The sequence below is a fragment of the Chryseobacterium sp. AC405b genome, assembly GCF_979258685.1.
The window spans coordinates 2196137-2220383 of record NZ_OZ409877.1 but is presented as its reverse complement, the minus strand read 5'-3'; the positions used below and the strand labels follow the sequence as shown (position 1 = coordinate 2220383).

The 24247-nt window shown below is 34.2% G+C and carries 22 protein-coding genes; 2 read left to right on the top strand and 20 right to left on the bottom strand.

Features of this window, described 5'->3' with window-relative positions:
* Window positions 1-35 precede the first annotated feature (35 nt).
* The 4 genes from ACZZZA_RS10755 to ACZZZA_RS10740 all read right to left on the bottom strand — a co-directional run bounded on the left by ACZZZA_RS10755 (window position 36) and on the right by ACZZZA_RS10740 (window position 6622).
* Window positions 36-737 (bottom strand): carboxylesterase family protein, encoded by a 702-nt coding sequence (locus ACZZZA_RS10755; protein ID WP_463431633.1) that lies wholly within the window; start codon window positions 735-737, stop codon window positions 36-38.
* A 169-nt stretch (window positions 738-906) separates the two neighbouring features.
* Window positions 907-2295 carry a glucoamylase family protein gene (locus ACZZZA_RS10750; protein ID WP_463431631.1) on the bottom strand — a complete coding sequence of 463 codons (1389 nt, stop codon included), beginning with the start codon at window positions 2293-2295 and terminating at the stop codon, window positions 907-909.
* A gap of 73 nt (window positions 2296-2368) precedes the next feature.
* Complete coding sequence (locus tag ACZZZA_RS10745) at window positions 2369-3793, bottom strand: RagB/SusD family nutrient uptake outer membrane protein (RefSeq protein WP_463431629.1); 1425 nt, start codon at window positions 3791-3793, stop codon at window positions 2369-2371.
* Between the two features lie 9 nt (window positions 3794-3802).
* Window positions 3803-6622, bottom strand: a complete 2820-nt coding sequence (locus ACZZZA_RS10740; RefSeq protein ID WP_463431627.1) for a SusC/RagA family TonB-linked outer membrane protein — start codon at window positions 6620-6622, stop codon at window positions 3803-3805.
* A gap of 433 nt (window positions 6623-7055) precedes the next feature.
* On the opposite strand from ACZZZA_RS10740, the gene ACZZZA_RS10735 reads away from it, so the two are divergent.
* Window positions 7056-7736, top strand: a complete 681-nt coding sequence (locus tag ACZZZA_RS10735) for a DUF4197 family protein (protein WP_463431625.1) — start codon at window positions 7056-7058, stop codon at window positions 7734-7736.
* Window positions 7737-7775: 39 nt separating this feature from the next.
* On the top strand, window positions 7776-8081 hold the full coding sequence (locus tag ACZZZA_RS10730; protein ID WP_463431623.1) for a DUF493 family protein: 306 nt from the start codon (window positions 7776-7778) through the stop codon (window positions 8079-8081).
* Between the two features lie 52 nt (window positions 8082-8133).
* On the opposite strand, the gene ACZZZA_RS10725 is transcribed toward ACZZZA_RS10730, so the two are convergent.
* The 16 genes from ACZZZA_RS10725 to ACZZZA_RS10650 all read right to left on the bottom strand — a co-directional run bounded on the left by ACZZZA_RS10725 (window position 8134) and on the right by ACZZZA_RS10650 (window position 24236).
* On the bottom strand, window positions 8134-8484 hold the full coding sequence (locus tag ACZZZA_RS10725; protein WP_463431621.1) for an ArsC/Spx/MgsR family protein: 351 nt from the start codon (window positions 8482-8484) through the stop codon (window positions 8134-8136).
* 83 nt (window positions 8485-8567) lie between these two features.
* Complete coding sequence (locus ACZZZA_RS10720) at window positions 8568-9182, bottom strand: deoxynucleoside kinase (protein ID WP_463431619.1); 615 nt, start codon at window positions 9180-9182, stop codon at window positions 8568-8570.
* A 33-nt stretch (window positions 9183-9215) separates the two neighbouring features.
* Complete coding sequence (locus tag ACZZZA_RS10715; protein ID WP_463431617.1) at window positions 9216-9425, bottom strand: hypothetical protein; 210 nt, start codon at window positions 9423-9425, stop codon at window positions 9216-9218.
* Between the two features lie 55 nt (window positions 9426-9480).
* Window positions 9481-10122, bottom strand: coding sequence for a hypothetical protein (locus ACZZZA_RS10710; protein WP_463431616.1), 642 nt, complete (start codon window positions 10120-10122; stop codon window positions 9481-9483).
* A gap of 85 nt (window positions 10123-10207) precedes the next feature.
* Window positions 10208-11260: a glutaminyl-peptide cyclotransferase gene (locus ACZZZA_RS10705; protein WP_463431614.1), complete on the bottom strand. Its 1053-nt coding sequence runs from the start codon at window positions 11258-11260 to the stop codon at window positions 10208-10210.
* A 37-nt stretch (window positions 11261-11297) separates the two neighbouring features.
* Window positions 11298-11678 carry a VOC family protein gene (locus ACZZZA_RS10700; RefSeq protein ID WP_463431613.1) on the bottom strand — a complete coding sequence of 127 codons (381 nt, stop codon included), beginning with the start codon at window positions 11676-11678 and terminating at the stop codon, window positions 11298-11300.
* 25 nt (window positions 11679-11703) lie between these two features.
* A complete protein-coding gene (locus ACZZZA_RS10695) occupies window positions 11704-13317 on the bottom strand; it encodes a Na+/H+ antiporter (RefSeq protein WP_463431611.1) in 1614 nt (537 codons plus the stop codon).
* Window positions 13318-13396: 79 nt separating this feature from the next.
* Window positions 13397-14401 (bottom strand): bestrophin family protein, encoded by a 1005-nt coding sequence (locus tag ACZZZA_RS10690; protein WP_463431609.1) that lies wholly within the window; start codon window positions 14399-14401, stop codon window positions 13397-13399.
* A gap of 29 nt (window positions 14402-14430) precedes the next feature.
* On the bottom strand, window positions 14431-15105 hold the full coding sequence (locus ACZZZA_RS10685; RefSeq protein ID WP_463431607.1) for a DUF2490 domain-containing protein: 675 nt from the start codon (window positions 15103-15105) through the stop codon (window positions 14431-14433).
* 110 nt (window positions 15106-15215) lie between these two features.
* On the bottom strand, window positions 15216-15608 hold the full coding sequence (locus tag ACZZZA_RS10680) for a DUF1398 domain-containing protein (protein WP_463431606.1): 393 nt from the start codon (window positions 15606-15608) through the stop codon (window positions 15216-15218).
* Between the two features lie 106 nt (window positions 15609-15714).
* Window positions 15715-16164: a VOC family protein gene (locus ACZZZA_RS10675; protein ID WP_463431605.1), complete on the bottom strand. Its 450-nt coding sequence runs from the start codon at window positions 16162-16164 to the stop codon at window positions 15715-15717.
* A 91-nt stretch (window positions 16165-16255) separates the two neighbouring features.
* The gene (locus ACZZZA_RS10670; RefSeq protein WP_463431603.1) at window positions 16256-16627 is read right to left on the bottom strand and encodes a VOC family protein; all 372 of its coding nucleotides are present in this window, start codon (window positions 16625-16627) and stop codon (window positions 16256-16258) included.
* Between the two features lie 170 nt (window positions 16628-16797).
* Window positions 16798-17196 (bottom strand): hypothetical protein, encoded by a 399-nt coding sequence (locus tag ACZZZA_RS10665; protein ID WP_463431602.1) that lies wholly within the window; start codon window positions 17194-17196, stop codon window positions 16798-16800.
* Between the two features lie 2 nt (window positions 17197-17198).
* On the bottom strand, window positions 17199-17669 hold the full coding sequence (locus ACZZZA_RS10660) for a hypothetical protein (RefSeq protein ID WP_463431601.1): 471 nt from the start codon (window positions 17667-17669) through the stop codon (window positions 17199-17201).
* A 12-nt stretch (window positions 17670-17681) separates the two neighbouring features.
* A complete protein-coding gene (locus ACZZZA_RS10655) occupies window positions 17682-18137 on the bottom strand; it encodes a DUF1569 domain-containing protein (RefSeq protein ID WP_463431600.1) in 456 nt (151 codons plus the stop codon).
* A gap of 144 nt (window positions 18138-18281) precedes the next feature.
* The gene (locus tag ACZZZA_RS10650; RefSeq protein ID WP_463431598.1) at window positions 18282-24236 is read right to left on the bottom strand and encodes an alpha-2-macroglobulin family protein; all 5955 of its coding nucleotides are present in this window, start codon (window positions 24234-24236) and stop codon (window positions 18282-18284) included.
* Between the last annotated feature and the right edge of the window lie 11 nt (window positions 24237-24247).

The window sequence follows — 24247 nt, the reverse complement described above, 5'->3', positions numbered from 1 at the left end:
CTTTATTTTTTGATTTAAAATTCCTGAACTTTCTACTATTTCTTTTTACTCAACATCCATTCATACAATTTGGGATTAGAATAGGTGGAATCCCAGGAATTATGATTATCATTCGGGAAAATCGTGAGTTCTGCGGATGGATTTACCGGATGAACTGCCTGATAAAAATTGAATGCATTTTCGGGTAAAACAACATCGTCCATTCCGCCATGAAAGATCTTCATATTCAGATTTTTGTATTGATGAATGTTGGCATACATCACTCTTTCGGTCGGTGCGCAAACTGAAACAACCGCCGCAAACATTTCAGGATGTTCCATTGCTAATTTTAAAGTTCCCCAACCACCCATTGATAGTCCGGTAAGATAAATTCTAGACTCATCTATTTTATATTTTGCCTGGATTTCTTTGATTAAATGATAAACAGTAACCGTATCCCACCAAGTATTCTCAGGACATTGCGGTGCTAAAATAGCGACAGGCTCTTTGATTATATTTTTATAAGTAAACGGACTGTGCGCTTTTACTTTTTCAAGGTCGTTTCCTCTTTCGCCGGAACCGTGTAGAAAAACGATCAACGGAATTTTTCCTTTTGCATTTTGAGGATAATCAAGAACGTAAGATATTTTTTCTGTACGGCGTACTTCTTTATTAAAGGTAGTTTTTATTTCCTGAGCATTGAAGCTTAGAGAAAACGGGAGAAGTAAAAGTGGTAAATGTTTTAATTTTAAACTCATATTTCTTTTAGATTTTGGCGACTCTTCGACTTCACTCAGAGTGCACGTAGTTTATTGTTCCGAATTAATAGCCCCGATTGCAGCGGTTACCCCGCAGTGAGGCGGCGGAGCGAAGCGGAGCCGTCGAGCGAGGAGTATGAGCGGAAAGCGGGATGAAGCTCCTAAAAAACTACCGAATATTGTATTTTTCAGATGTAAAACTTAATTTCTTTAATCCCTGTTGGATTTCCGGTGCGTTCATGAATAATTTCCATAAAAATCCTGTTCTGTAGTTTTCAATCATTGGAGCAATTGTCCCCTGATCAATGGCTAAATATCGAGGCGTTGTCCAATTATTATAATGAATTGAAGTTGCATCGTAAGGACCTGCAGAGCCTATGAATTCTGGTTTTTGAGTGTAAATAAACTTCAAAAAATCCATAGATTCTTTTGGGGTGTAAGGAAAACTACTCAAAGCTGCTGTGGGCGTAATAACTCCATGATCATTTTGTGGAAAATGTGCATCATAACCTACTCCACCTTCTTTATTTCTTGAGTAACTTGCTGTTAATCCCCAATAATTTTCACCGTAACCTTTCCATTGTTTTGGGTTTTCTACACAATATTTATAGTCTATTAAAACCTGATTTTTATTTAAATCAAAGTAATTTTTGACCAGTTTATCCGATAAATTGTTAGGATCTAGACCGATGTAAGAATAATGCGCCCAAAATAATGGTTCGCCATATTCTTCTGCTCCGTTGTGCTTTACGTACATTGGAAGTCCGTATTTTGTTTTGTCTGACAGATAGGTTCCGTTTCTCGTCCAACCTTTATAATATGTTTCGGCATCAATTGAATGAGTAGGTGAAGAGGCTGCCAAAATGTATGTGATCAGGCATTCGTTGTAGCCCTGAAGCGGAAAATTCATTTCCCATTGATAATCAGGTGACCAATGCCAATACAATACTTTTTCACCGCCTTTGGTATACCAATTCCACTGAATTCCTTTCCAAAGCTCATCACATTTTTTGGCTAATATTTTTTCTTCGGTATTTCCGTTCTTGAAATATTCGCGAACCATTAAAATTCCGGAGGTTAAAAATGCTGTTTCTACCAAATCTCCTCCATTATCTTTCTTTCCGAAAGGAACTGTTTTTCCTGTTTCTCCGTTAATCCAATGCGACCAGACTCCTTTGTAGCGGTCTGCTTTGGCAAGAAAATCCATCATTGTATTGAGTCTTTTTACCGCATCTTTTCTGGGAATGAAACCTCTTTCAACTCCGACTAAAATCGTTGCCAGTCCAAATCCTGAACCACCAGTTGTGATCACATGCTTGTCGTTATCAGGATAAATATTGTCTTCATGATACCGCTCTCTTCCCAACATAGAATTGGGTTCTGCGTAATCCCAGAAATATTTTAAAGCATCTTTCTGAACTTTATCCAGCAATTGTGCATCGGTAACATTACTTTTTACCGTTTCGGATTTCGAAACTGTCTGATTAACAATTTGAGAATTTTTGCAGGAGACTGCAAATAATGATATTGCTGTGATTGATCGTATTATCCTCTTCATATATTAATTTTAAACGAAATAATAAAAGAAAGAGGAGAACTTTCATTCTCCTCTAAGTTTTTATAATTTAATTTTAGTAACCAGGGTTTTGGACAAATAATCCATTACTTTGATTCATTGCATCTAAAGGAATTGGGAAAAGCTCATTTTTCCCTGCCTTGAATCCTTTAGGTCCCAGAACTGTAGCAGCCTGACCTGTTCTTACTAAGTCCGGAAATCTATCATTTTCCATCGCTAGCTCTACTCTTCTTTCCTGCCAAATAGCAGTTCTTAACGTACTTTGTGTAGTTCCCGTAGTAGGAAGTAGGTTTGCTCTCAATCTTACTTTATTGATACTGGTCGTTGCAGCACCGGTATTTCCCAATTCGTTAGCAGCTTCTGCATTGATTAAAAGAATATCAGCAAATCTCAAAATTCTTAGATTTTGGATAGAGCCATAACCACATGCACTGTTGTTAAGAGATGATGGTACATATACTTTTTGGTTCCACATGTTACCTGCATTAGGATCTCCTTTTTTGATTAAATCTCCTTCAATAGTGGTTTCTCCTTCTCTCAGGATAGTTAATTCTTTTCTGATATCTCCTGGTTCAAATGCATTTTCTAAAGCTGTTGTAGGGGTGAAGAATCCCCATCCAAATTGATTTCTAACTCCCTGAACTTCTGCATACTGACTTCCGCTAAATCCTGGAGCGCAATCGCAATTCACCTCAAAGACAGATTCTGTTCCGAATTCTCCCGCTGGTCTGAATAAGTGATTAAAGTCTGGATCTAAAGAATACCCCATCCCGATAACCAAATTAGAAGTGTCATACGCTTTCTGATAATCTTTCATATAAAGATATACTTTTGAAAGCAATCCTAAAGCACCTCCTTTGGTAACTCTTCCACGATCTGCAGCAGAATAGGTTTGAGGTAAAACCGCAGCAGCCTCCGTCAAATCTTTAACTATAAAAGCATAAACTTCTGCGGTAGAGTTTCTCGCTTTCAGATAATTACCATCCGCCGGTAAACCATCATATATAGGAACTCCACCATAAATTCTTACTAAATTGAAATAGAAATATGCTCTCAACATTTTCGATTCAGCTATTAATCTATTTTTTAAGGTAGCATCCATATCAATTTTAGGAACATTGGTAATCACCTGATTTGCCCTGTTTACCGCTTGCCACTGCCCTATCCAATATCCTCTTACTCCTTCATCACTAACGGTGAAAGTGAAATTATCGTAAGCATTGATAAATGATGCATCTCCCGGATTAGATCCTTTTTCTACATCATCACCCGTAACCCCAAACACATATTGTGCAGGAAAACCTGTATTTTCCCAACTTCTTAGGAAGCTATAAATTGCATTAGTTGCAAGCATTGCATCATTTTCAGTTGTGAAAAAATCTGCCACATTGGTTTCTCCTTCATCTTTGATGTCTACAAAATCATCACTACAGCTGACCATTAACGAAAACAGAGAAAGTGTTAAAAATATTTTTTTCATGATTTTTAATTAAAATGTTAAGTTCATACCCATTGTATAAATCGCAGAAATTGGATAAATATTATTATCAATTCCCATTTGTACTCTATCCGTATTATTGATTTCAGGAGAGAAGCCATTGTATTTAAAACTTGTCCAAGGATTCTGAGCACTTAAATACAATCTTAATTTTGTTACAGAAAGAGATTTTGCAAATGCTTTCGGTAAATTATAGCCCACCTGAATATTTCTGATTCTGATATAACTTCCATCTTCTACATAGAAACTATTTGGTAAGATAATAGATTGGTTAGATGTAATCATAGAGTTGGTATTAGAAGTACCTTCTCCACGCCATCTGTTATTATACATATCTAAATCCCAAGTCTCATTTCCATAACGTTGTTCACGGTTATAATTGTATATTTTATTACCAAATACGCCCTGGAAATCAATCGCAAGATCAATTGCATAAATATTAAAATTAACTCCAAAACCATAAGTTCCTTTAGGAATAGGACTTCCCAAAAATGTTTTATCTCTTGAGTCAATAACTCCGTTACCATCCTGATCTGTAAATTTAAACCAACCGGCTTTTGCACCTGAAGCGCCCTGTGCAGATGCCGCAGCTTCTGCATCTGTCTGGAAGACACCCGCAACATCATATCCGTAGTATGAACCTACAGCCTGACCTGCCTGTAATCTAACAATTGAGTTTCCGAATAAACTAGCTCCCGTTTCTAAATATGAGCCACCATAAACTGATGTGATTTCGTTTTTGAGTGAAGTAAAATTACCATAAACTCCAAAGCTAACATTTTCACTAAATTTGGTATTGTAATTAACAGACACTTCAAAACCTCTGTTATTAAAAGAATAAGCATTTGTTACAAAATTATTCCAGTTACTTGCACCGGAAACAGTACCTTGATTAACACCATAAACAACATTCTTTGAGTCCTTATCAAAATAAGCAGCATCAATTTTAAGTTTATTATTGAATAATGCCATCTCCAAACCTACATCTTTTCCGGTTGTAGTTTCCCACCCGATGTTTGGATCAATAAATTCGTCAACAGTTGCCGCAGGGACACCCACATTTCCAAAATAAGCGCCAGATCCTATTGGAGAAATATTGGCTGTGTATTTTCTGGTAACAGTAGGATTTCCTAATTCACCATAACTCGCTCTAAGTTTTAGTAAGCTAAAAATATTTTGCTCACTCATAAAATCTTCTTTAGATATTACCCAACCAGCACTGATTGCAGGGAAAGTTCTGTATCTATCTGCAATAATTTGTGAACTTGCATCTCTACGAATAGATGCATTTACTAAATATTTGCCCTTATAATCATAATTCAATCTACCAAAGAAAGATTCAATTCTTTGTTGATCTTGGAATACACCTAAATCATCTCTATCTACATTTACATTGAAAAGATCTGTTCCGTTTGCAATATTTAAAGATTCATTTGTACCGTCATAAATTACATTTCTTGCAGACCAATAATTTTGTGACAACGTCGTTCTGGTTCTGGAAAAACCTGCCAATACATCAAAATTATGATTACCAAAGCTTTTCTTCCAGTTAATTGTATTATCCCAAACGTAGTTACTATTTCTGTAATCCCTAGTAATCAAAGTAGAAGGAACCTGATTAGCAGTAGGAACATAAGTAAGTGTCGGAGTAAATTCGTATTGTGAAGGATTATAATTATCAATAGAATAACTAGCTCTGAGAGTAAAATCTTTTAAAAATTTCAATTCTCCCCAAACATTATTAAGCAATCTCTCTTCATTTTTTTGAGAACGGAACTGATCTAATTGTGCTCTGGGATTGGCAATATTATATCCGTTAAAGTATTGATAATCTCCAGTGGCAGAATTCATTACTGAAAATATCGGCGGAGCAATAAAAGCTGTCAACAAAGGATTTTGTGCAATATCAGTACGCATTTTGGAAAAACTGAAGTTATTTCCGATCGTAAAATTATCTGTTACTTTGTAACTAAGGTTTAATTTACTGTTGAACCTCCCAAAACCGCTTCCAGAATTAATACCAGAACCTGCTGCAAGATTACCTTCATCTTTAAGATAGCCTACACTACCATAGTAATTAAGTTTTCCTATACTGCCCATGGCAGAAAAGTCATTAGCGTTGATTATGCTTGTACGAAAAATCTCATCATACCAATTTGTATCTGCAGGAAAATTTGCTCTGCTGATAGAACCGGCACTAGATCCATTATCATTGATCAGCTTTTCATTATATAACTCTATATACTGATCTGCATTAACCATTTTAGGAATGTTAGTTACCTTTTTGAATCCTATGTAAGAATTTAAGCTGAATACAGGTTTTCCTTTTCCGGTTTTAGTTTTGATCAATACAGCTCCGTTAGCAGCCTGAGCTCCAAAAATAGCTAAACTTGAAGGATCTTTTAAAACACTCATCGATTCTATATCCTGAGGATTAAGATATGAAATGTCTGTAGTAATCATTCCATCAACAATAAAAACAGTATTCCCTGTTAACGAACCTACCCCTCTGATGTCAACTCTTGGAGATCCTCCAGGAGTACCAACATTCGTAATGTTTACACCGGCAAGCTTACCTTGTACAGAGCTAAGAGGGTTTGAGTTGGGTCTGTCTGCTAAATCTTTTGCTGAAACAAGACCGATACTTCCCGTAACGTTCTCTTTCTTTTGGCTACCATATCCAATCATGACAACTTCCTCTATTCTCTGCTCTTTGGGAAGCGTATCCTGAGGAGTCACCTGTCCGTTGACGTTCATACCGAAGTAGAGAACAGCAATCAGACAAGAATACTTTAAATTAGTTTGTTTCATATAGTTTAATTTTATCTTGTACAAATTAAATGCATCTTATAAAGTTGAAAATATCATTTTCTCAAAATAAGACTTTGTTTCAAAAATATAAAAAATATCAAATGATGTTAATTTTAGTTAAATAAATTATTAATGTTCGATTAAATTATGATATCTCTTAAAAAAAACAAAATTTTAATATATTACACAACAAAAAATATCAATAAATATGATTATTTCACATTGAAGCAAAGACAATTTTATGAGAAAAAACCACCAAAATCGACTTCCAACTTCCTATTTTCATGTGATTGTTGATTTCGTATAAATAATCGGGATTTTATTTACAAAAACATCGATTTTTAAAATTCAGCTATAATCTCGTAATTTTTTGTTAAATACATAATAGTCTTTACCTTTGGTGCAGTATTTGACAAGATTAAAAAAATTAAAAATGAAAAAATATATAATTGCTATTGCAATGATTTTTGGAACGGGTGTAATGATTAATACAACCCTGCAATCTTGCTCTACTCTTGCGACATCTGATCTTGGATTGGCTGTAATTAAAAGAGTATTATTAGGAGGCATCAATAAAGGAATGAATATCTACGGTAATAAAGAAGCTTTTCTTCAGAATAATCTGGTAGACAAAGCACTCCCTAAGCAACTGCGTGATATAAATGCCACTTTAGAAAAAATAGCACCCTCATTGGTTGCTAAAGAAAGAGAATATATTGCAGATGCAGCTGTTTTTACCGTGAATATTTCAAGACCTATTTTAGAAAATGCAGTCAATAGTTTAAATGCTCAGGATGTTACAAGAATTATTCAGGGTGAAAAAGGAACGGCTACTCTTATTTTAAAAGAAAAAACTTCTCAACAACTCGTTGCTGCAATTGCGCCAAGAGTTGAACAGGAATTGAATAAATACGGAATCGTAAAGACCATCAACACCGCATTATCAGGCAGCAATCTTTTAGGAAGTCTTCTTGGCAGTGGAAATAACAGCAATGTAAACGCCGGAGGTTTGAGTATGCTGGCTTCTGAACAAATTGTAAACGGATTATTTAATATCATCGAAGATCACGAAAAACAAAATTCAGCATCACTTTTAGCACCTCTTGGAAAATAGTTAAATTTTCATTATATTTATATAAATTAAGTAACAATAATGGACATATTACAAGGAAATCAGCATGCAAATCCTGAAGAATTTTACACTTCATTAAAAGAAAAACTGGAAGATCAACATGACTTTCCGGAAGATTATCTTTTTAAGTTTATTATTCCGACAGATCAGGCAAAGCTTACAGAAATATATAAAGTTTTTGACGGTATCAAATTCACACTGGGTAACAGAGAAAGTAAAAATGGTAAATATACAGCCTGCAATATCAATGCATTTGTATTGGATGCAGATCAGGTCGTGAGAATCTATAAAGAAGTTGGCAGGATTGAAAATGTCATCTTATTGTAAAAAAATAAAGTCAGCAATTGCTGACTTTATTATGTTTATTCAAAAAATTATTCTAGTGTTCGATAAAGAATTTCACATTTTCCACAGGCCTTCCAAGCATTGCTACAGAACCTTTGATCAAAATTGGTCTCTGAATAAGTGACGGATTTTCAGATAAAATTTTCAGCCATTCGTCTTCTGTAAAGTCTTTTCCGGCATACTTTTCTAAGTAAAGTTTCTCTTCTTTTCGGATAATGTGTGAAACATCTTCATTCAGTTTTTTCAATACTGTTTTAAGTTCCAAAACGCTCAGCGGATCTTCCACAATATTAATAATTTCAAACGGAATACCGTTTTCATCAAGATATTCAAGTACTGCGTTTGATTTTGAGCAATTTCCGTTATGGAGAACTTTTACAAGCATTTTTTATATTAATTTATATTTGTTGGTGTAAAACAAATTTAACACCAATAAGCAAAAACGTTTTAATTTAATGTGAAATAAAACTAAAACAATCCATTCAGTTCTGTTTCTATTTTCTCTAAAATCAATCCGAAATCTTCAGGCTTTTCAACAAAATCAAGATCGTCTACTTCAATAATGAGAAGTTTTCCTTCTGTGTAGTTGGTAATCCATTTTTCATATTTCTGATTGAGCTTAGAAAGGTATTCTATGCTGATTGAAGCCTCGTATTCCCTTCCTCTTTTGTAAATCTTCTTCACCAGATTCGGAACATCAGATTTAAGATAAATCAGTAAATCCGGAGCCGAAACGAATGTCTTCATCAAATCAAATAGAGAAGCATAGTTTGTATAATCCCTGTCTGACAAAAGTTTCATATCATTAAGGTTTTCAGCAAAAATATGAGCATCTTCATAGATCGTACGATCCTGGATGATATTTTTACCACTCTCCCGAATTTCTTTTACCTGACGGAATCTGCTTCCCAAAAAATAAATCTGCAGTGCAAAACTCCACTTGCTCATGTCTGCATAAAAATCTTCCAGATAAGGATTGTGGTCTACATCCTCAAACTGCGCATCCCAGCCATAATGCTTTGCCAACATCGTTGTCAGCGTAGTTTTTCCTGCTCCAATATTACCTGTAACTGCAATGTGCATATTCCTGTCTTGTATATTATGTAAATTATTTTTCTAAAAACCAAGCTCCTGAATTTCTTCTAAAAGTTTCTGCATATCGGGGGTTTCAGTTTTTTCTTTCATCAATTCTTCCACCGTTTTTTCCGTGTCGTTTTTCGGACTGTCTGTCGCCGTCTGCATTTTCAAAGCTTTGAGATTTTCGAGGTTGTAAAGATAAAGTTTGTTGTCTTTGATTTCAAAATATGCCAATGAGTTTTTTTCCACAATTTGTACATCGGGATCATCAAATATTTTGATCAGATTTTTTTCCGGAATATATTTAAAAATAGAATTTTTGCCGACAACCAGAATAAATTCGTTTTCTCTTTCTCAGTCGTTTTCCGTTTTCAACAGGTGCTTCAAAAAGTTTCTCAAATTTCAGATTGTAAATTCTGAACTGATTCTTCGTTAAAATATATACCTTATTTTCAAAAACCAAAAGATCAATCAATTCATCAAAACTTGCATCAAAAGGATAAGAATTGATTGTTGTATCATTTCTGAAATTGTACTGAAGAAGCCTTTTTGTACTTTCATCAAGCAGCCAGATTTGCTGTAAATCTTCTGCATAAGCGTGTTTGATATACGTGAACTTTTGTCTGAAATCTATCTTTTGAATTTCATTTAAATTCTGATCCACAAACTTCATTTCCTGTGCATTTTCAGAAAAAAGAGCAATACTCAAAGGATTCTGAACGCCTTGAATCTTGAAAGGTACCGTAAACATCATTTTACCCAGTTGTTTACCGAGCGAATCGTATTTGGTAAAGCTAAAGTCTTTGTTTTTATAAATATAAATACTGCCGTAATCATCAGCAAACATATCTCTTGCTTCTTTGATCCTCAAAGTATCAAAAGGCAAAATTCTCTGCGCAGAAACCGAACAGATAATGAAAACGAAAAATAGACTTAATATTTTCAAAAAACTTTTTTACCAAAGATAGCGCTCCGGAGGAACGCTACCAATTTACATACTTTATTTTAGAGAACGTGAGATTAACTTAAAATTATTTAATCGCAACTTCATAAATTTTTGACCAGTTTTTACCTGTAACCAGCATATTATCACCTTTAAAAGCGATGCCGTTTAAAACAGATTCACTGTTTGAATCAGTAAACGGCGCTGCAATTTTAGTGAAATCAAACTTACCGACAACTTCTCCGTTAGCAGGATTTATTTTAAGAATAACAGGCTTATGCCAAACATTTGCATAGATAAAACCTTTGTAAAATTCCAATTCATTTAATTGATCATAAACTTCAGAATTTCCTGCAACTGAAATATACTTTACAACCTTGGAAGGATCACTTGTGCTTAGGAAATACAAGTTTTTTGTTCCATCTGAAGCGATTAGACTCTTACCATCAAATGTTAAACCCCAACCTTCTCCCATCACATCCGGATAAGGAAATTCTGAAAGCAAGCTCAAAGAATTTTTGTCATAAATAAAACCTTTCTTATTTTGCCATGTCAATTGATAAATCTTATTTCCGACTATCGCACTTCCTTCAGAGAAAACATCTTCAGGCTGCTTTGTTGCAACAATGGGTTGAGTATCTCCCAAGTTATATTTTAAAATCTGAGAAGAACCTTGCTGACCGTCACTTTCATAGATGGTATTTCCCTCGATCTGAAAACCTTGTACAAAATTTGCAGGATCATGAGGATATTCTGCTATTACATCATAGCTGATATTTTTTACAGGAATTTTGGTGAAAACATTAATGGTTGCATCCTGATACAGAGTTTCGCCACCTTTTGTTTTAATATTAAAAGTAACGGCATTGTCTCCCAGCGTATAATATTTTGAATCAACTACTAAGCTTGAGGTTTCTTTTTCTCCAAAACTGATTGTGATGCTTTCGGCATTATCTAAGACATCTTTCGGAAGATCCAGTTTATCGCCAAAATGATATCCTTTGGTTTCCATCGACGTGTTGTAATCAGCTAAAGAATTCAGTATTTTCTCGTCATCTTTACAAGATACTAACAATAAAAGTGTTGCGAAAGACACGAACAGTAAAAGTGCTGAGAAGCCTGTAATTATTTTATTTCTCATATTTGTTTTTAAAATATTTCACCAAAAATAGCAAAATTTATTCCTCTTTACTAATTTCGGCGACAGGTTGACCGAATTGTAATATATAACCATTGTTGTCATAGATTGCAAACTCCCGCATTCCCCAATCAAAACTTTCTATTTTATAACAAATTTTTGTAATCGTATTCAGATCTTTCCAGAGAACGTCAACATCATTTACATTAAAATAAAAAGAACCGGAAAAACCTATTTTCTCATATTTTATATGCTCATTAGGTTTTGTAATCATGATCTGAACAGTATTTTTTTCAAGAAAAGCCCATTGTGAATCGCTGTTTGCACTGATCAGCTGAAAACCCAAAATATGGATGTAAAAACCTATAGTTTCTTCAAAATTTTCTGTCCAGATCACCGGAAAAAGAGAATTAAATTTCATTTATTGTTTAGTAAAATCTTATCAATTAAGAATGACTAAAACCTGTAATTTTTGCTTCATCAAAATCGAGCTGCATTTCTATGGTTCTCATCACATGGTCATCAAATATTTTTTCACGTTTCATTCGGTGAAGTTCGTTCCGCTGTGCCTGAATCAACTGCCGAACAACATCTTTATTTTCATTCATTGCCGTGACGTAATCTCCGGCAGAAGCCATACACTGTGATTTGTCTGCCATCATCAGCATTTCATTTTCCAATCTGTGTTTTTGATGGCGAACCATACTGTTGGTTTCCGTCAGTTCAGAAAAATCAGATTCCAGTTTTTGCAAAGCGATTTCTTTCAGTTTTCTCATCAGGATTACTTCCTGTTTCTCTTCCGGCAATTCGCTTCCTGCATCGCTTACTTTCAGCCATTTTAAGACAGGTGAAAGCATCAATCCTTGTCCCACTAAAGTTATTAAAATGATCACGAAGGTTACAAATAAAATAATATTTCGGTGAGGAAATGCTTCTCCGTTTGGCAAAAACGCAGGAATAGATAATGCTGCCGCCAGTGAAACCACTCCCCGCATTGCCGCAAAACTGATGATAAACGGCTCTCGCCAGTCTGGTTTAGGATTTTCCGACCTTAATTTTTTAGATAAAAACCAAGGAAAGTACATAATGCTGTAACTATAAACCAATCTTGTTAAAATAATTGCTCCGCCAATCACGATACTGTAAAAAATTCCCTCTGAAATGGTATAATCTTTCATTGCTGCGACTACAATAGGTAATTCTAAGCCGATTAAAATGAAAATAATTGTATTCATCAGAAAGATCAAAACACTCCAAACGTTTCCGGACTGAATTCTTGTCGTATGACTGAGATAGCAATGCGAGTTGTAAGACATCAGCAATCCACCTGCAACAACTGCGAGAACTCCTGAAAAATGGAAATGCTCTGCACCGACGTATAAAATGTAAGGAACAATGAGTGTGATAATGGTATCAATATTTGAGTTGGAAGGGATTAATCGCAGAAAAAACCCGAAAAGCAATCCTAAGGCAATACCAATTGCAATTCCGCCAACTGCCATACTGAAGAAATCTCCGATCGCTTCTCTCCAGATAAACTGACCTGAAATGACTGCCGCCAAAGCAAATTTAAATACAATTAAACTCGAAGCATCATTGATCAAACTTTCACCTTCCAGAATGCTTGTGATTTTTTTTGGGATTTTCATGTGCTTTAAAACGGAAGTTGCTGCTACAGCATCCGGCGGAGAATTAACCCCACCCAACAAGAATCCCATTGCCACCGTAAGCCCCGGAATAATAGATGATGAAAGATATGCTACAACAACAGAAGTCAGAAAAACCAATCCGAATGCCATTGAGAAAATCTGTTTCCGCCACTTATGAAAATCCTGCCATGAAGTAAACCATGCGGCTTCAAATAAAATAGGCGGAAGAAAAATCAAAAAAACCAAGTCTGGCTCAATCTCAATATGAGGCATCCCTGGAACTAAGCTGATGATTAATCCTGCAATCACGAGGAATATCGGGTAAGCAACTTTCAGCTTTTGCCCGATCATAACAAGTATCATTACAGATAACAAAACTGCAATTGAAATGATGACGTAGGTGTGAATCATGGAATTTGTTTTTTAAAGTGTATTACATTGAGTAGGTATTCTTATTGTTATTAAAATAAACACAGATCATATTTTTATTTTAAAGGACAATATCATTTTTCGGAGTAATTGCTGGCGGAAGATCATCTTCATCCAACATATCTCTCATATCAATTTCTATCGTTCTGCTGATCTGAGTGATCGGAACGTCATTCGGGCTGCCTTCAAATGGATTTACTGAAGCTTCTCCCACACTATCCAATGTATGAAAACACCAGGTTACCAGAAGAGAAAACGGAATATTGAACCATAAAGTATACCCTTCTAATAAAGTTCCGTCGCCCATTTTGTCAAACTCCTTAATCAAACCAAACGGCACAAAAACAATAAACATAATGAGCAGATACGTGGTAATGGAAGAAAAATTCCTGGGATATGGGAAGTTTTTTATTCTTTCAGCTTTACCCTGATTATCAGTAAATTTTACAAGTTGCTGATTGATTTGCGACCATTGGAAATCATTGATCTCGCCTTGTGAATAAGCTTCAGATAAATCTTTACTTTGCACAGCCATCAATTGAGTTGCTCGGTTTTTTTTACTTAAAATATATCGCAGTTCATCCTCCGAAAGATAGTTTTTCAGGTCGGTATCAATTGTAGAAAGTCTTTCCGGAATTTGATACTTTTGAGCATACTCTTTAAACTGCTCCGTACTCATATTTTCCCAGTTTCTGGGTTCCCGAAGCTGAAAACGAAGCGCTGTTAACCATGCATAATGACGTCTGAACATCTGATTTACTTTATCAGAATTTTTTTCTCTCAAAGAATCTCTCAAAATATACCCAAAACTACGGCTGTCATTGATAATAGCACCGTAAATCTGTCTTGCTTCCCACAATCTGCTGTAACTTGCATTGTTTTTAAAACCTACAATAAACGCTACTGCAGTTCCCATGATAGCAATCGGTTGCCATGGAAAGGATATAAAAGTAATTCCTAAATAATATAAAACAGTGGGTACTGCCGCCAATATGAAGAGAATATACAAACTTCTTCTCGTCCACATTATAAATTCTACCGGTCCAAATCTTTTTCCTGAATGCATTTTTAGTTTATATTTTGAAGTTATTGAGTTTAATTTTTTGTAAACGGAATATTATTGTAAAACCCAATCTGAATCTGTCCGCGGTTTTTGTTTTCCTGAATCTGATTCATGTAGCCCGCTTCAATTCTCATATTTTTATTAATAACAAATCCTAATGCTCCGTATACTCTGTTCCGGTCAAAAACAGGACTGTCAAGATGTAGAAAAATCTCGTTGTAAGCCGAGAGATATAAAGTTTTTGGTAACATTTCTTTATTACTGATCGGAATATTAAACCCTAACAGATAGCGAAACCTCATCCTGAAATCATCCTGTAAAAATCTCTCTTCTAAACGGTAACGGTGCTGAAGATTGAAACGACCGAATTTCTGTTTTGTAATATATTGCTGGAAAATGCGGTGTTCAATATTCTCACTTTTTTCATTATTGATATAAGGCTGGCTCAAAATAAATCCGTAGCCCAACAAAATATTATTATTATTTTCGGTCAAATCATATCCAATTCCTGTGCGGATGAGAAGCTGCTCTAAGTCTCCGATTCCGTCAAAATTACGATACTGAATTTCATTATGAAAATTCAATTTTTTACTGATTTTATTATTTCCGAAATACATATACCATGCCCCAAGATCATTTTTTTGAGCTAAAGAGAATGCCGAAATGCTAATAAAAACAATACAAGCTAACTGCCTGAAAAAATTCATATTTTACTTATTAATTACTATTATCTATCAGAATTACAAAATTAATAATTTTAATCAATAATTGCAAATAATAAATTAATCTGGAAATTGCTGGCAGTATCTCGATTCAACTATGAAGGAACATTTTCTACCAATACATAATTTCCTTGCTTATCAAAATACGAACAGGTCATTTCACTCAAATCCATTTTCCAGCCATCTACTCCATTTTCCGCACAATCTTTACAGAAAGTCATGTAGTCTGTACCACCTTGCCGATGAAGTTTTAATTGGGTTTTGAAATTTTCCAGATTCAAGGTTTCTGAAATTTGTAAATTCTCATATTTACTTCCCGTCTTTGCTGAACGATTTTCTGTATCAAAATATTCTGTATTTCCGTCTGCGACATAAGCCTTGTAATGCGAAATTCCGAGATTTTTAATTGCCTGAATGTATTTTGGGAAGTCTGCACCGCTTTTTACTTTTTGATGTTCTGCTTTTATTTCGTCAATTGTGAATTTCATTGGATTGTATTTTTAGGTTTAATAATTTTTGGAGAGCAAAGGAATAATAAAATCAAAACCGACAAAGTAAGTGTCGGTTTGTTTAAATGATTAATCCAATAAGATATTAAGGATGCTGTTGAGTTTTTGAAGGATCATCATAATTAACCATCCAATTAATACCAAACTGATCGGTGAACATCCCAAAATAAGCACCCCAAAAAGTATCTGCCAAAGGCATTGTGACTTGCCCATCCTGAGATAAGCCGTTGAATAATTGATTTGCTTCTTCTTTTGAATCTGCATTAATGGAGACGGAAAAATTATTTCCTTCTTTAAAATGTGAAGACCACTCACCACCTGTGTCGCTTCCCATCAGCATTGTTTCTTTTGAGACCGGAAGAGAAACATGCATGATTTTGTCTTTGTCTTCTGCAGACATTTCATTTCCATCTTGTGGCGGCATTTCGCCGAAAGTTCCGATGTATGGAAATTCTCCTCCGAAAACTGATTTGTAAAATTCAAATGCTTGTCTGCAATTTCCGTTGAAGGTAAGATAAACGTTTACTGTTGCCATAATTTTTATTTAAAATTTTTTGTGTTTATTGTTTTTAGTTGATAGTGACAATATATTATTCCATTACTCATTACCAATTACTTATTTTTAATTATCTATGTTGGTCTATTAAAATCATATTTCCGTCGGGGTCTTTGAGGAAAATATGTTCGGGACCGGAAGTTGTTTCGTCAGCTTCTTTTTCCAATGTAACCTGATTTTCTTTTAAATGTTTCTGAATTTCTCTTACATCGTCAAAACTCTCCAGATTCTGAGCATTTTCGTCCCAACCTGGATTGAATGTGAGCATATTCCCGTCAAACATTGCCTGGAAAAGTCCGATCAATGTGCTGCCGTTTTTCATGATAAGATAATTGCTTTCCATGTTTCCGCCCATTGTAGAGAAACCTAACTTTTCGTAAAAATCTTTAGACTTTTCTAAATCTTTTACACTTAAACTGATGGAAAATGCACCTAATTTCATATTTTAATGTTTTTAATCCTAAATTTATTAAACGCAAAGCTCACAAAGTTTTTAATTAACTACTAACCGTTTTTAAGCTCGCAAAGGCGTTTCACTTATCGAAGAATACAAAGGTTTTAGTATTTTATCATTACTGTAAAAAATAAAAGCATTTGCTTTACAAAATAGTCTTATTTTTTATTTAAAGCCAATTTATACCCTATTAAAACCAATCCCCAAACCAAAACTCCTAAAACCCAAAACCAGACTGGCGTAGGCAAAACCATCATATTGTAAATTGTAAAAGACAGAAAAATACATCCGCAGATAATTGCAGCGGTAGGTTTTCCGTTTTTTGAAATTTTAGTCGAAACAAATCCTGCAGCTATTGCTCCTAAAGCGTATCCTACGATTACCATGAACTTTCCTAAAAACGGTAAACTCTCAATATACGATTTAAAAGCATCCATATCATTAGCTTTCATACCCGCCGGAAAAGGATACAAATTGTGATTGAGCGTTTCTATAGCCCAAACGCACAAAGATCCTACAACCATTCCTGCAATGATTCCTAATATTTGTCTTAACATAATTATTTGTTTTTTAAATTGGTTTTAAAGTCTAAACTTCCGTCATAGCTTTTCCAGTTCCCTATGAGTTCGATGTTTGGGTTCTCTATTTTCTCAGTCTTTCTATTCCATTCAAAGGTGTAAATAAATTTCCCGGTAAAAATTCCCGAATGTTTCCCTTTATTTTCCTCTACCAGCTTGTAATCTCCGTAAACTATGCTTTTTTTCTTACCGTCTTTGTATTTTGTAAGGGTTAATTTCCCTTCGAACCTGGAGGTATTGTTTTCAACAACAGAATAACCGGAGACAAAGTATTCCTGATCATTTTTTTTATTCTGTTCAGAAATTTCTATTGTAAGGTTAATTGTTTCTTGATCATTGCCAATCGTTCCGATGTAGGGTTTTGATTGATTCAGCCAGGTATTTGAAATATTGGGCATTTGTGCAAAAGCAAAATGGGAAATCAGGATGAGAAGAAATAAAAGTTTTTTCATTTTTTGTTTTTTTTAAACCCCAAACTGAGATAAATGGTGATTCAGATGTTTTGCAAACATATTATTCCACTCGTGAGATTTTAGTTTACCAAAAGAAAAAGATTCTTTATCATCAAAAGCCTGAGCTCCCAACTGTTGAGTTTTTTGAATAAAACCAATTAATCTCTTCTTTTCATCATCAAAGTTTCTGCGACCTGTAATCACAAATTGCGGTGCTGTAGGAGAATCTCTCGGGTATGCTTTTTCGCCCACAACTTTAGGCTTTACAAATGTTTTTAAAATAAATTTGGCAATTGTTCCCGGTTTTTTATGCTTCTCCGGTTCATAAATCATCTCGTAAGTAATACAGCAGTGCGCCAACATCTGATCAACCGTCATTCTGCCCCACAAACCGTGTGTATCTTCTACCAGATTATTTATTCTATTGATATAATTCTGAGCGTCTTTCGCATCAAACACATTTTCCATAGTTTTATTTGTTTAGTAACAAATATAATATTATTCAAGTGATTTTAAAAATTTTTACAACAAGCTGTGAAACATTTTCTCTAAATATTAAATAAAAAAATTCCCCACATTTCTGAGGGGAACTGGCTATAATTATTATTTACATTATTCTGAAATTTCTACATTGCTTCCTTTCGTGTGCGCATTCATTTGCGGAGCATAGAAGTTCTGCATGGTTGTAATTCCGTTAGAGAATTTTCCGGATGCATTGGCTACAAAATCATACTCAAACACATATTTTCCTTTTGGCATGTATTGAATATAGAAATTGGTGGAAGCATCTTTTGTTGATTGATAATAACCCAAATTATTTTTCCACTGATAACCTGAAATCACATCCAAAGGCTCAAATCCTGCAGCCCGCATATCTTTAATATGAATAAATTCCATGGCGCGGTCTGTATTCAAAATCATTCTTACGGTTACTTTATCGCCAACTTTCAACGGTGTTTCTGCAGAGATTTTCTGCAATTCTTCACCGTTTATCGTTTTTATTTTTTTGTATAGCTCTTTCGTGATGGAAATGTAATTTTCAGAAGATTTTATTTTATTTAAATCTTCATAATACTGCCAGAACAACCCACCCTGAACAATTCCAGCGCCGGGTTTTGTTACAGTAACTGTCGCTAGATTTTTATCTAAAACATCTGTTTTCAAAGTAGATTTCACATAACCTGTCGCCTGAGTTTCGGGTTTCAGTTCTTTGCCGCCCCAAATAATGGTTGCTTTATCGCTGTCAGTTGAGGTCCATGATTTACCTGAATTTAAAATCGTAAAAATCACTTCTGCAGTTCCTCTTGAACTTCCCCAGGAATTGACTTCTTTTTGCGTAATCAGCCAGATTTTTAGGTCTTCAATGAATTTCTGATCGTTCGGTTTAAGTTTATTGAAAGTTTCCAAAGCTCCTGCATGATTCACAACTTTTGAACTGAACCAGCCCCAATCATCCAGATTCTGTTTCCAATAAACACCTTGATTTTTTGAGTCTACAGAAGTTTCTTTTAAATAATTTAATAATTTATCTGAAATATCTTTCAAACCATAATCGCTCATCAGTAAAGCTGTACGATGCAATCCGAAGAATGTGAAATCGGTTATTTTTGTCGTTTTTGCTTTTTGTTTTACCAAAGATTTTAACGTTGCTCCTTTGTCTTTTAAAGGAAACTGTTTTTCCCAGTAATTTCTGGTGTCGAGATAATCTAAAGTCCAGTTATTAATAACATTTTCAGTTTTAACGTCCGTATATTTATTAATTTCATTATCAACATACCGAACCAGTTTTTCAACCAATTCTTTCTGATCTGAACTTTGATAATCTTTCATGTTATCTTTTAACCAAACATTTATTTTACCTAAATTTTTAAGAATATAAAGCGATGTTCCGTAAGAGCTCGGATACCCTTGATACCAAGAAAAACCACCATCCGGATTCTGTAGCTTTTTGAAATCATCCCAATCCTGGTTGATAGAATTTTTCATCGTATTTGCATCGAAAAGCAATGCCAGTTTCTGCATCTGCTCTTCCTCATTTTTGCTTTCCAAAACCCATGGAGTTTCATCCAGCAACAGTTGTTTCAGTTCCTGATTTTTTTCAAGATTTGAATTTAATAATTCTTTGCTTTGATATTCTTCAAAAACCGTTTTCAGTTTCGGATTGGCCTTAAAAATTTCCGAAGCCAAAACATCGGCAAACCATTTATTGAAAATCACATCCGCAGAATTATTCTGATCATTTTTCAGACTTGGAAGTGCAAACATGATTTCCCAGATCGGATTTGTGGTCAGTTCCAAAGTATTTGAAACATTTGAAATGGTCGTAGAATTGGAATTTTTAAGATTTTCTAGTTCAAACGTCTTCGTTTCTCCTTCTTTTACAAAAACCGGAATTGCTTCGGTCACCAACATTCTGTTTGGCAAAATTGGAATTGCTTTTTGTTCGCCATCAGAATAAGCTCCTGCTTTTGCTACAACTTTTAAAATAATAGAAGAAACATTATTAGGAACTTTCACTTTCCATGTTAATGCTGAGTTTCCGTTTTCATTTAAATTAAAATTCTGAGTGCCAGCATTTAAACCAAATTCAGACGAAATATCTTCATTGGTAAAAGCGTCTAAAATTTGTAACTGAGCAGAACCGTTTAATTTTTTACTGGTCAAGTTCGAAAGTTTGGATTGCAAATTCAACTCATCACCTTCTCTCAAAAATCTCGGATAATTTGGGGTTACTGAAAATTCTTTCTGCGTAATCACTTCTTTTTCTAAAGTTGCCGATCTTGCATCTTTTGTGTGAGCCAGGAACATTAATTTCCACTTGGTCAATGCTTCCGGCGAAGTGAATTCGAAGCTGACGTTTCCTTCGGCATCTGTTTTTAAGTCTGGGTAAAAGAATGCAGTTTCGTTGAGATTTTGACGGACTGGGATATTTTCTAATTCTCCCTTGGAAGATCCAGGAGTACCTGAAGCAGAAGTTATGCTTAGACCCGCTACCTCGCCTTGAAGAGATTGTAAAAATGAAACATTTTTTCTATTTTCAGACCTATCACTTAAAATAGGTGCTGGAGAAATACTAGATTCTATCTCCATTGCCGTTACCTTTTTGGGTTTCGGGCAGCCATTATATTCCGGTAAACCAGGAACCGTGGGACAAGCATCATCTTTATCCAATATTCCATCAACATCGGTATCTGAACCTAATCCCAAGTTTCCGTCAAACCAATTAAAATTGGGAACTGATACAAATTTTCCTTTGTAATATTTCATTTGCTTCTGATAATACTTCTGAGCTAAATATTCTCTGATATGATAGGAAGTAACAAATGAATAAGTCATATACAGCTTTTCCCAGTTAAAAGCATTCACCGCAAACTGATCCAAAGACATATCATACATATTGGCTAAAACTTCAGCATTGATCTTTTCTTTATCATTTCCGGAAATTTTCACCGACCATTTTTCTTTAGAATTGGGTTCTATTTTATCTCTGAATGTTACCGTTTCTATTTTTAAAGGCTGTTCTGTCTCTTTAATTTTTAAATTAACCGCTTCGGTCTGTACATCATTAAATGCAACCACCTGAAATTGGAGATTCAAATTAACAATACTTTTTTCCTTTGGGATATCAACCGAATATTCTAAAATTCCGTTTTTAAATTTGTGAACTTCAGATACCGTTTTTCCTGAACCGTTTTGAATAAATACATTGACCAAAGCATCAGGAATTGCAGAATATACATAAATTTTAGCTTTCTCGCCTCTTGAAAATTCATTTTTAGGTTCTAAAACCGTCAGAAAAGTTTTTTGGTTTGGTTTTAAAGATTTTTTGTTCCAAACACTGAATTTCTGAGTAGATTTTATAGTGTCTTTTCCTTCGATATTGTAGAGTTCCAGCTGATAATCTCCGGCTTCAAGTTTTCCTAAATCGAGATGAGTTGAGGATTGTTGATTATCAGTGTTAGGCTGTTGAGTTTTTTCAAAAACGATTGTTGATTTCCAGTTTTCAACTTCATCGTTTTTATCATACAAATCATGCGGAAATTTATTGATAAATTCTTCTTTTGAAAACTTCGGTAAGTTCTGAACTTCCAGTTTAAAATTGCTTCTGAAAATCCTGTCTGGAGCATCTAACTTTGATAATTTTACCTGATAAGATTTTGTAAGATTTTGCTCGTTGTAATTTTTAGTTTCAACTTTTACTTTCACATTTTCATCAGCAAAAGTATTGTTAATCTCATCCGCTTTAATATAATGAGAGACAGAAGCCACTTTTAAATTGGTATTCGCAGTCTGTGTTTCACCATTGATGTCAGTTGCGAAAGCACTGATCTGGTAATTATCAATCTGAATTCCTTCTACATTTTCATCTTTTTTAAGGTCTAATTTTATTATAAATTCTCCTTTTTCATTGGTTTTTGCTTCACCAAGAATTGAGTTTTCATTTTCATTATCGTTTGGATACCAGGGAAAATATCTCCAACGGATGTTTTGTTTACTGATTTCGTAACCAATATTCGTATTACTCAACGCAACACCCGAAAACATCACTGCTTTTCCTTTCAGTTCGATGGTTTGTCCGTATTTGTATTCATCTTTTACTGGCTCGAAAGTGACTTCAAATTTCGGACGTTTGTATTCTTCAACCTGAAAATATTTATATCCATTTGAATTTCCATCTGTTACAATTGAGAAGTTGCCGTTCAGTTTTCTTTTTGGCAAAACAAAGCTTCCGTGGTAAGAACCAAACTCATTAGATATATATTCTTGAGTGATAATTATATCATTATTTGCATCTATTAGAGTTATTTTCTGCTTTAAACCAGATACGACTGATTCTATTTCTTTTTCAATTCTTGTATTGATCACTTTAAAATAAACCGTTTGCCCCGGTCTGTAAATCGCTCTGTCTGTAAAAATCTGAGCTTTCGTACGAGTTTCTTTATTGGGATTATCATCCTCTACATTTTCGCTGTCACCATAAAATTCCATCATTTGGAAATCATTGGTTTTTAGCTGATGAATCAGAAAAGTTCTGTAATAATCAGTATTTGCCGTTGTCGGAAATTTAAAAACACCTTTTTCATCAGTTTTCCCTGCGACTTTATTTAAAGTTTTATTCTGTACAAATTCATAGAAACTTATATTTTCGTTGTTGACGGGTTTTCCGTTTTCTGCAACTACTAATTTCAATTCATTAGAAAATTGATTTCTGTCATCTTTAGATCGGTAAATTATCCTGTTTTTTGAAACAAAAAAATAAAAATTTTGTATCGATTCTTTTTCATCGGAACCTGCTACAATATACTCTGCAACATAAATTCCTGATGGAAGAGGTTTGATTTCCAATGAAGTTTTGTGAAGCTGATAATCTTTTGGGTCAGACAAACTGTATGTTTCTTTCTTTAACAAAGTCTTTTTAACTTTTGCAAAAGCATTGTTATAAGGGTTTTTAGCATATTGTATGAATGATAAAAAATCATCTTTTACTTCATAAATATTCAGTGAAAATTCTGAAACATTCTTGAATTCAGCAACCAAATGAATCGACAGATCAGGTTGCGTTTGTTCTTCATATTTCAAACTTAAATAGGGGTTAATGACCTGATTTTCTTTATTCTTGATATTTTCTAAAAAAGAAGATTTCGGATATTGATTCTTTGCCTGATTTCCTACTGCTAATGCTTCTTTTTGTTTGTTTTTGGCTATCAGTTCAGTCATGATTTCCTCTATTATTAGAACTTTGTAATCACCATCAATATTCGACTGAACTAAATTTTGAAGTTGCTCCAGTTTGTCTTTACACTGACTCAATTCACAATTTTCAGACAATTTCTGATGCATAAAATACAACTTAGAGTTTCCTGAATTTTGAGCAATCAAATTATCAAAAACAGCATTGATTGTATTTCTGTTTTCAGTTAATTCATTTTTGGTAAACAATTGAGCATTAGATAAGAAACTGATTTTCTCAATAGAATACCAATCCAGCAAAGTCGGGAAATACGCAATATCATTCGTATTAGAAAAAACATCTTTATATTGTGTCAAAGAAACTTTTTTCATCGCCTGATTCAGTTTATCAAGTTCGATATAATTTTTGATTAAATAATTTTTAAAATCAAGCTTACTCCATGTTTCAATTTGCGAAATATCCTGAGAATTCATATTGGTTCTTCTGTTAACCTCCCAATAATGATCATTGTAATAATCGAACATAAAGCCTGATAACAAAACCTTATACACCAAAAGATCTTCGCCTTTCAATTTTTTTTCAGCATTTTGAAGCTTAACAAAAAACTTTGAAGCAGAATTGTTTTTATCATCATCTGAGGTCCGATTAACAATACTGAATTCCGCCTTAAGAGAACGGATAAGTTGGAGAGCATTATTTTCTTTCATCGCCTGGTTTTGTATGTCTAAAATGATGGGCAGATTAGATTTAAAAGTTCCCGTATTTGCATTTTCCTGTACTTTTTTCCATTGCTGATCGTAATAGTTTTGCGAAAAAACCATTGAAAAATTCAGCAGCATAAGGATAAGAAACAAAATCTTGGAATATCTTTGCATAAATGTTATTT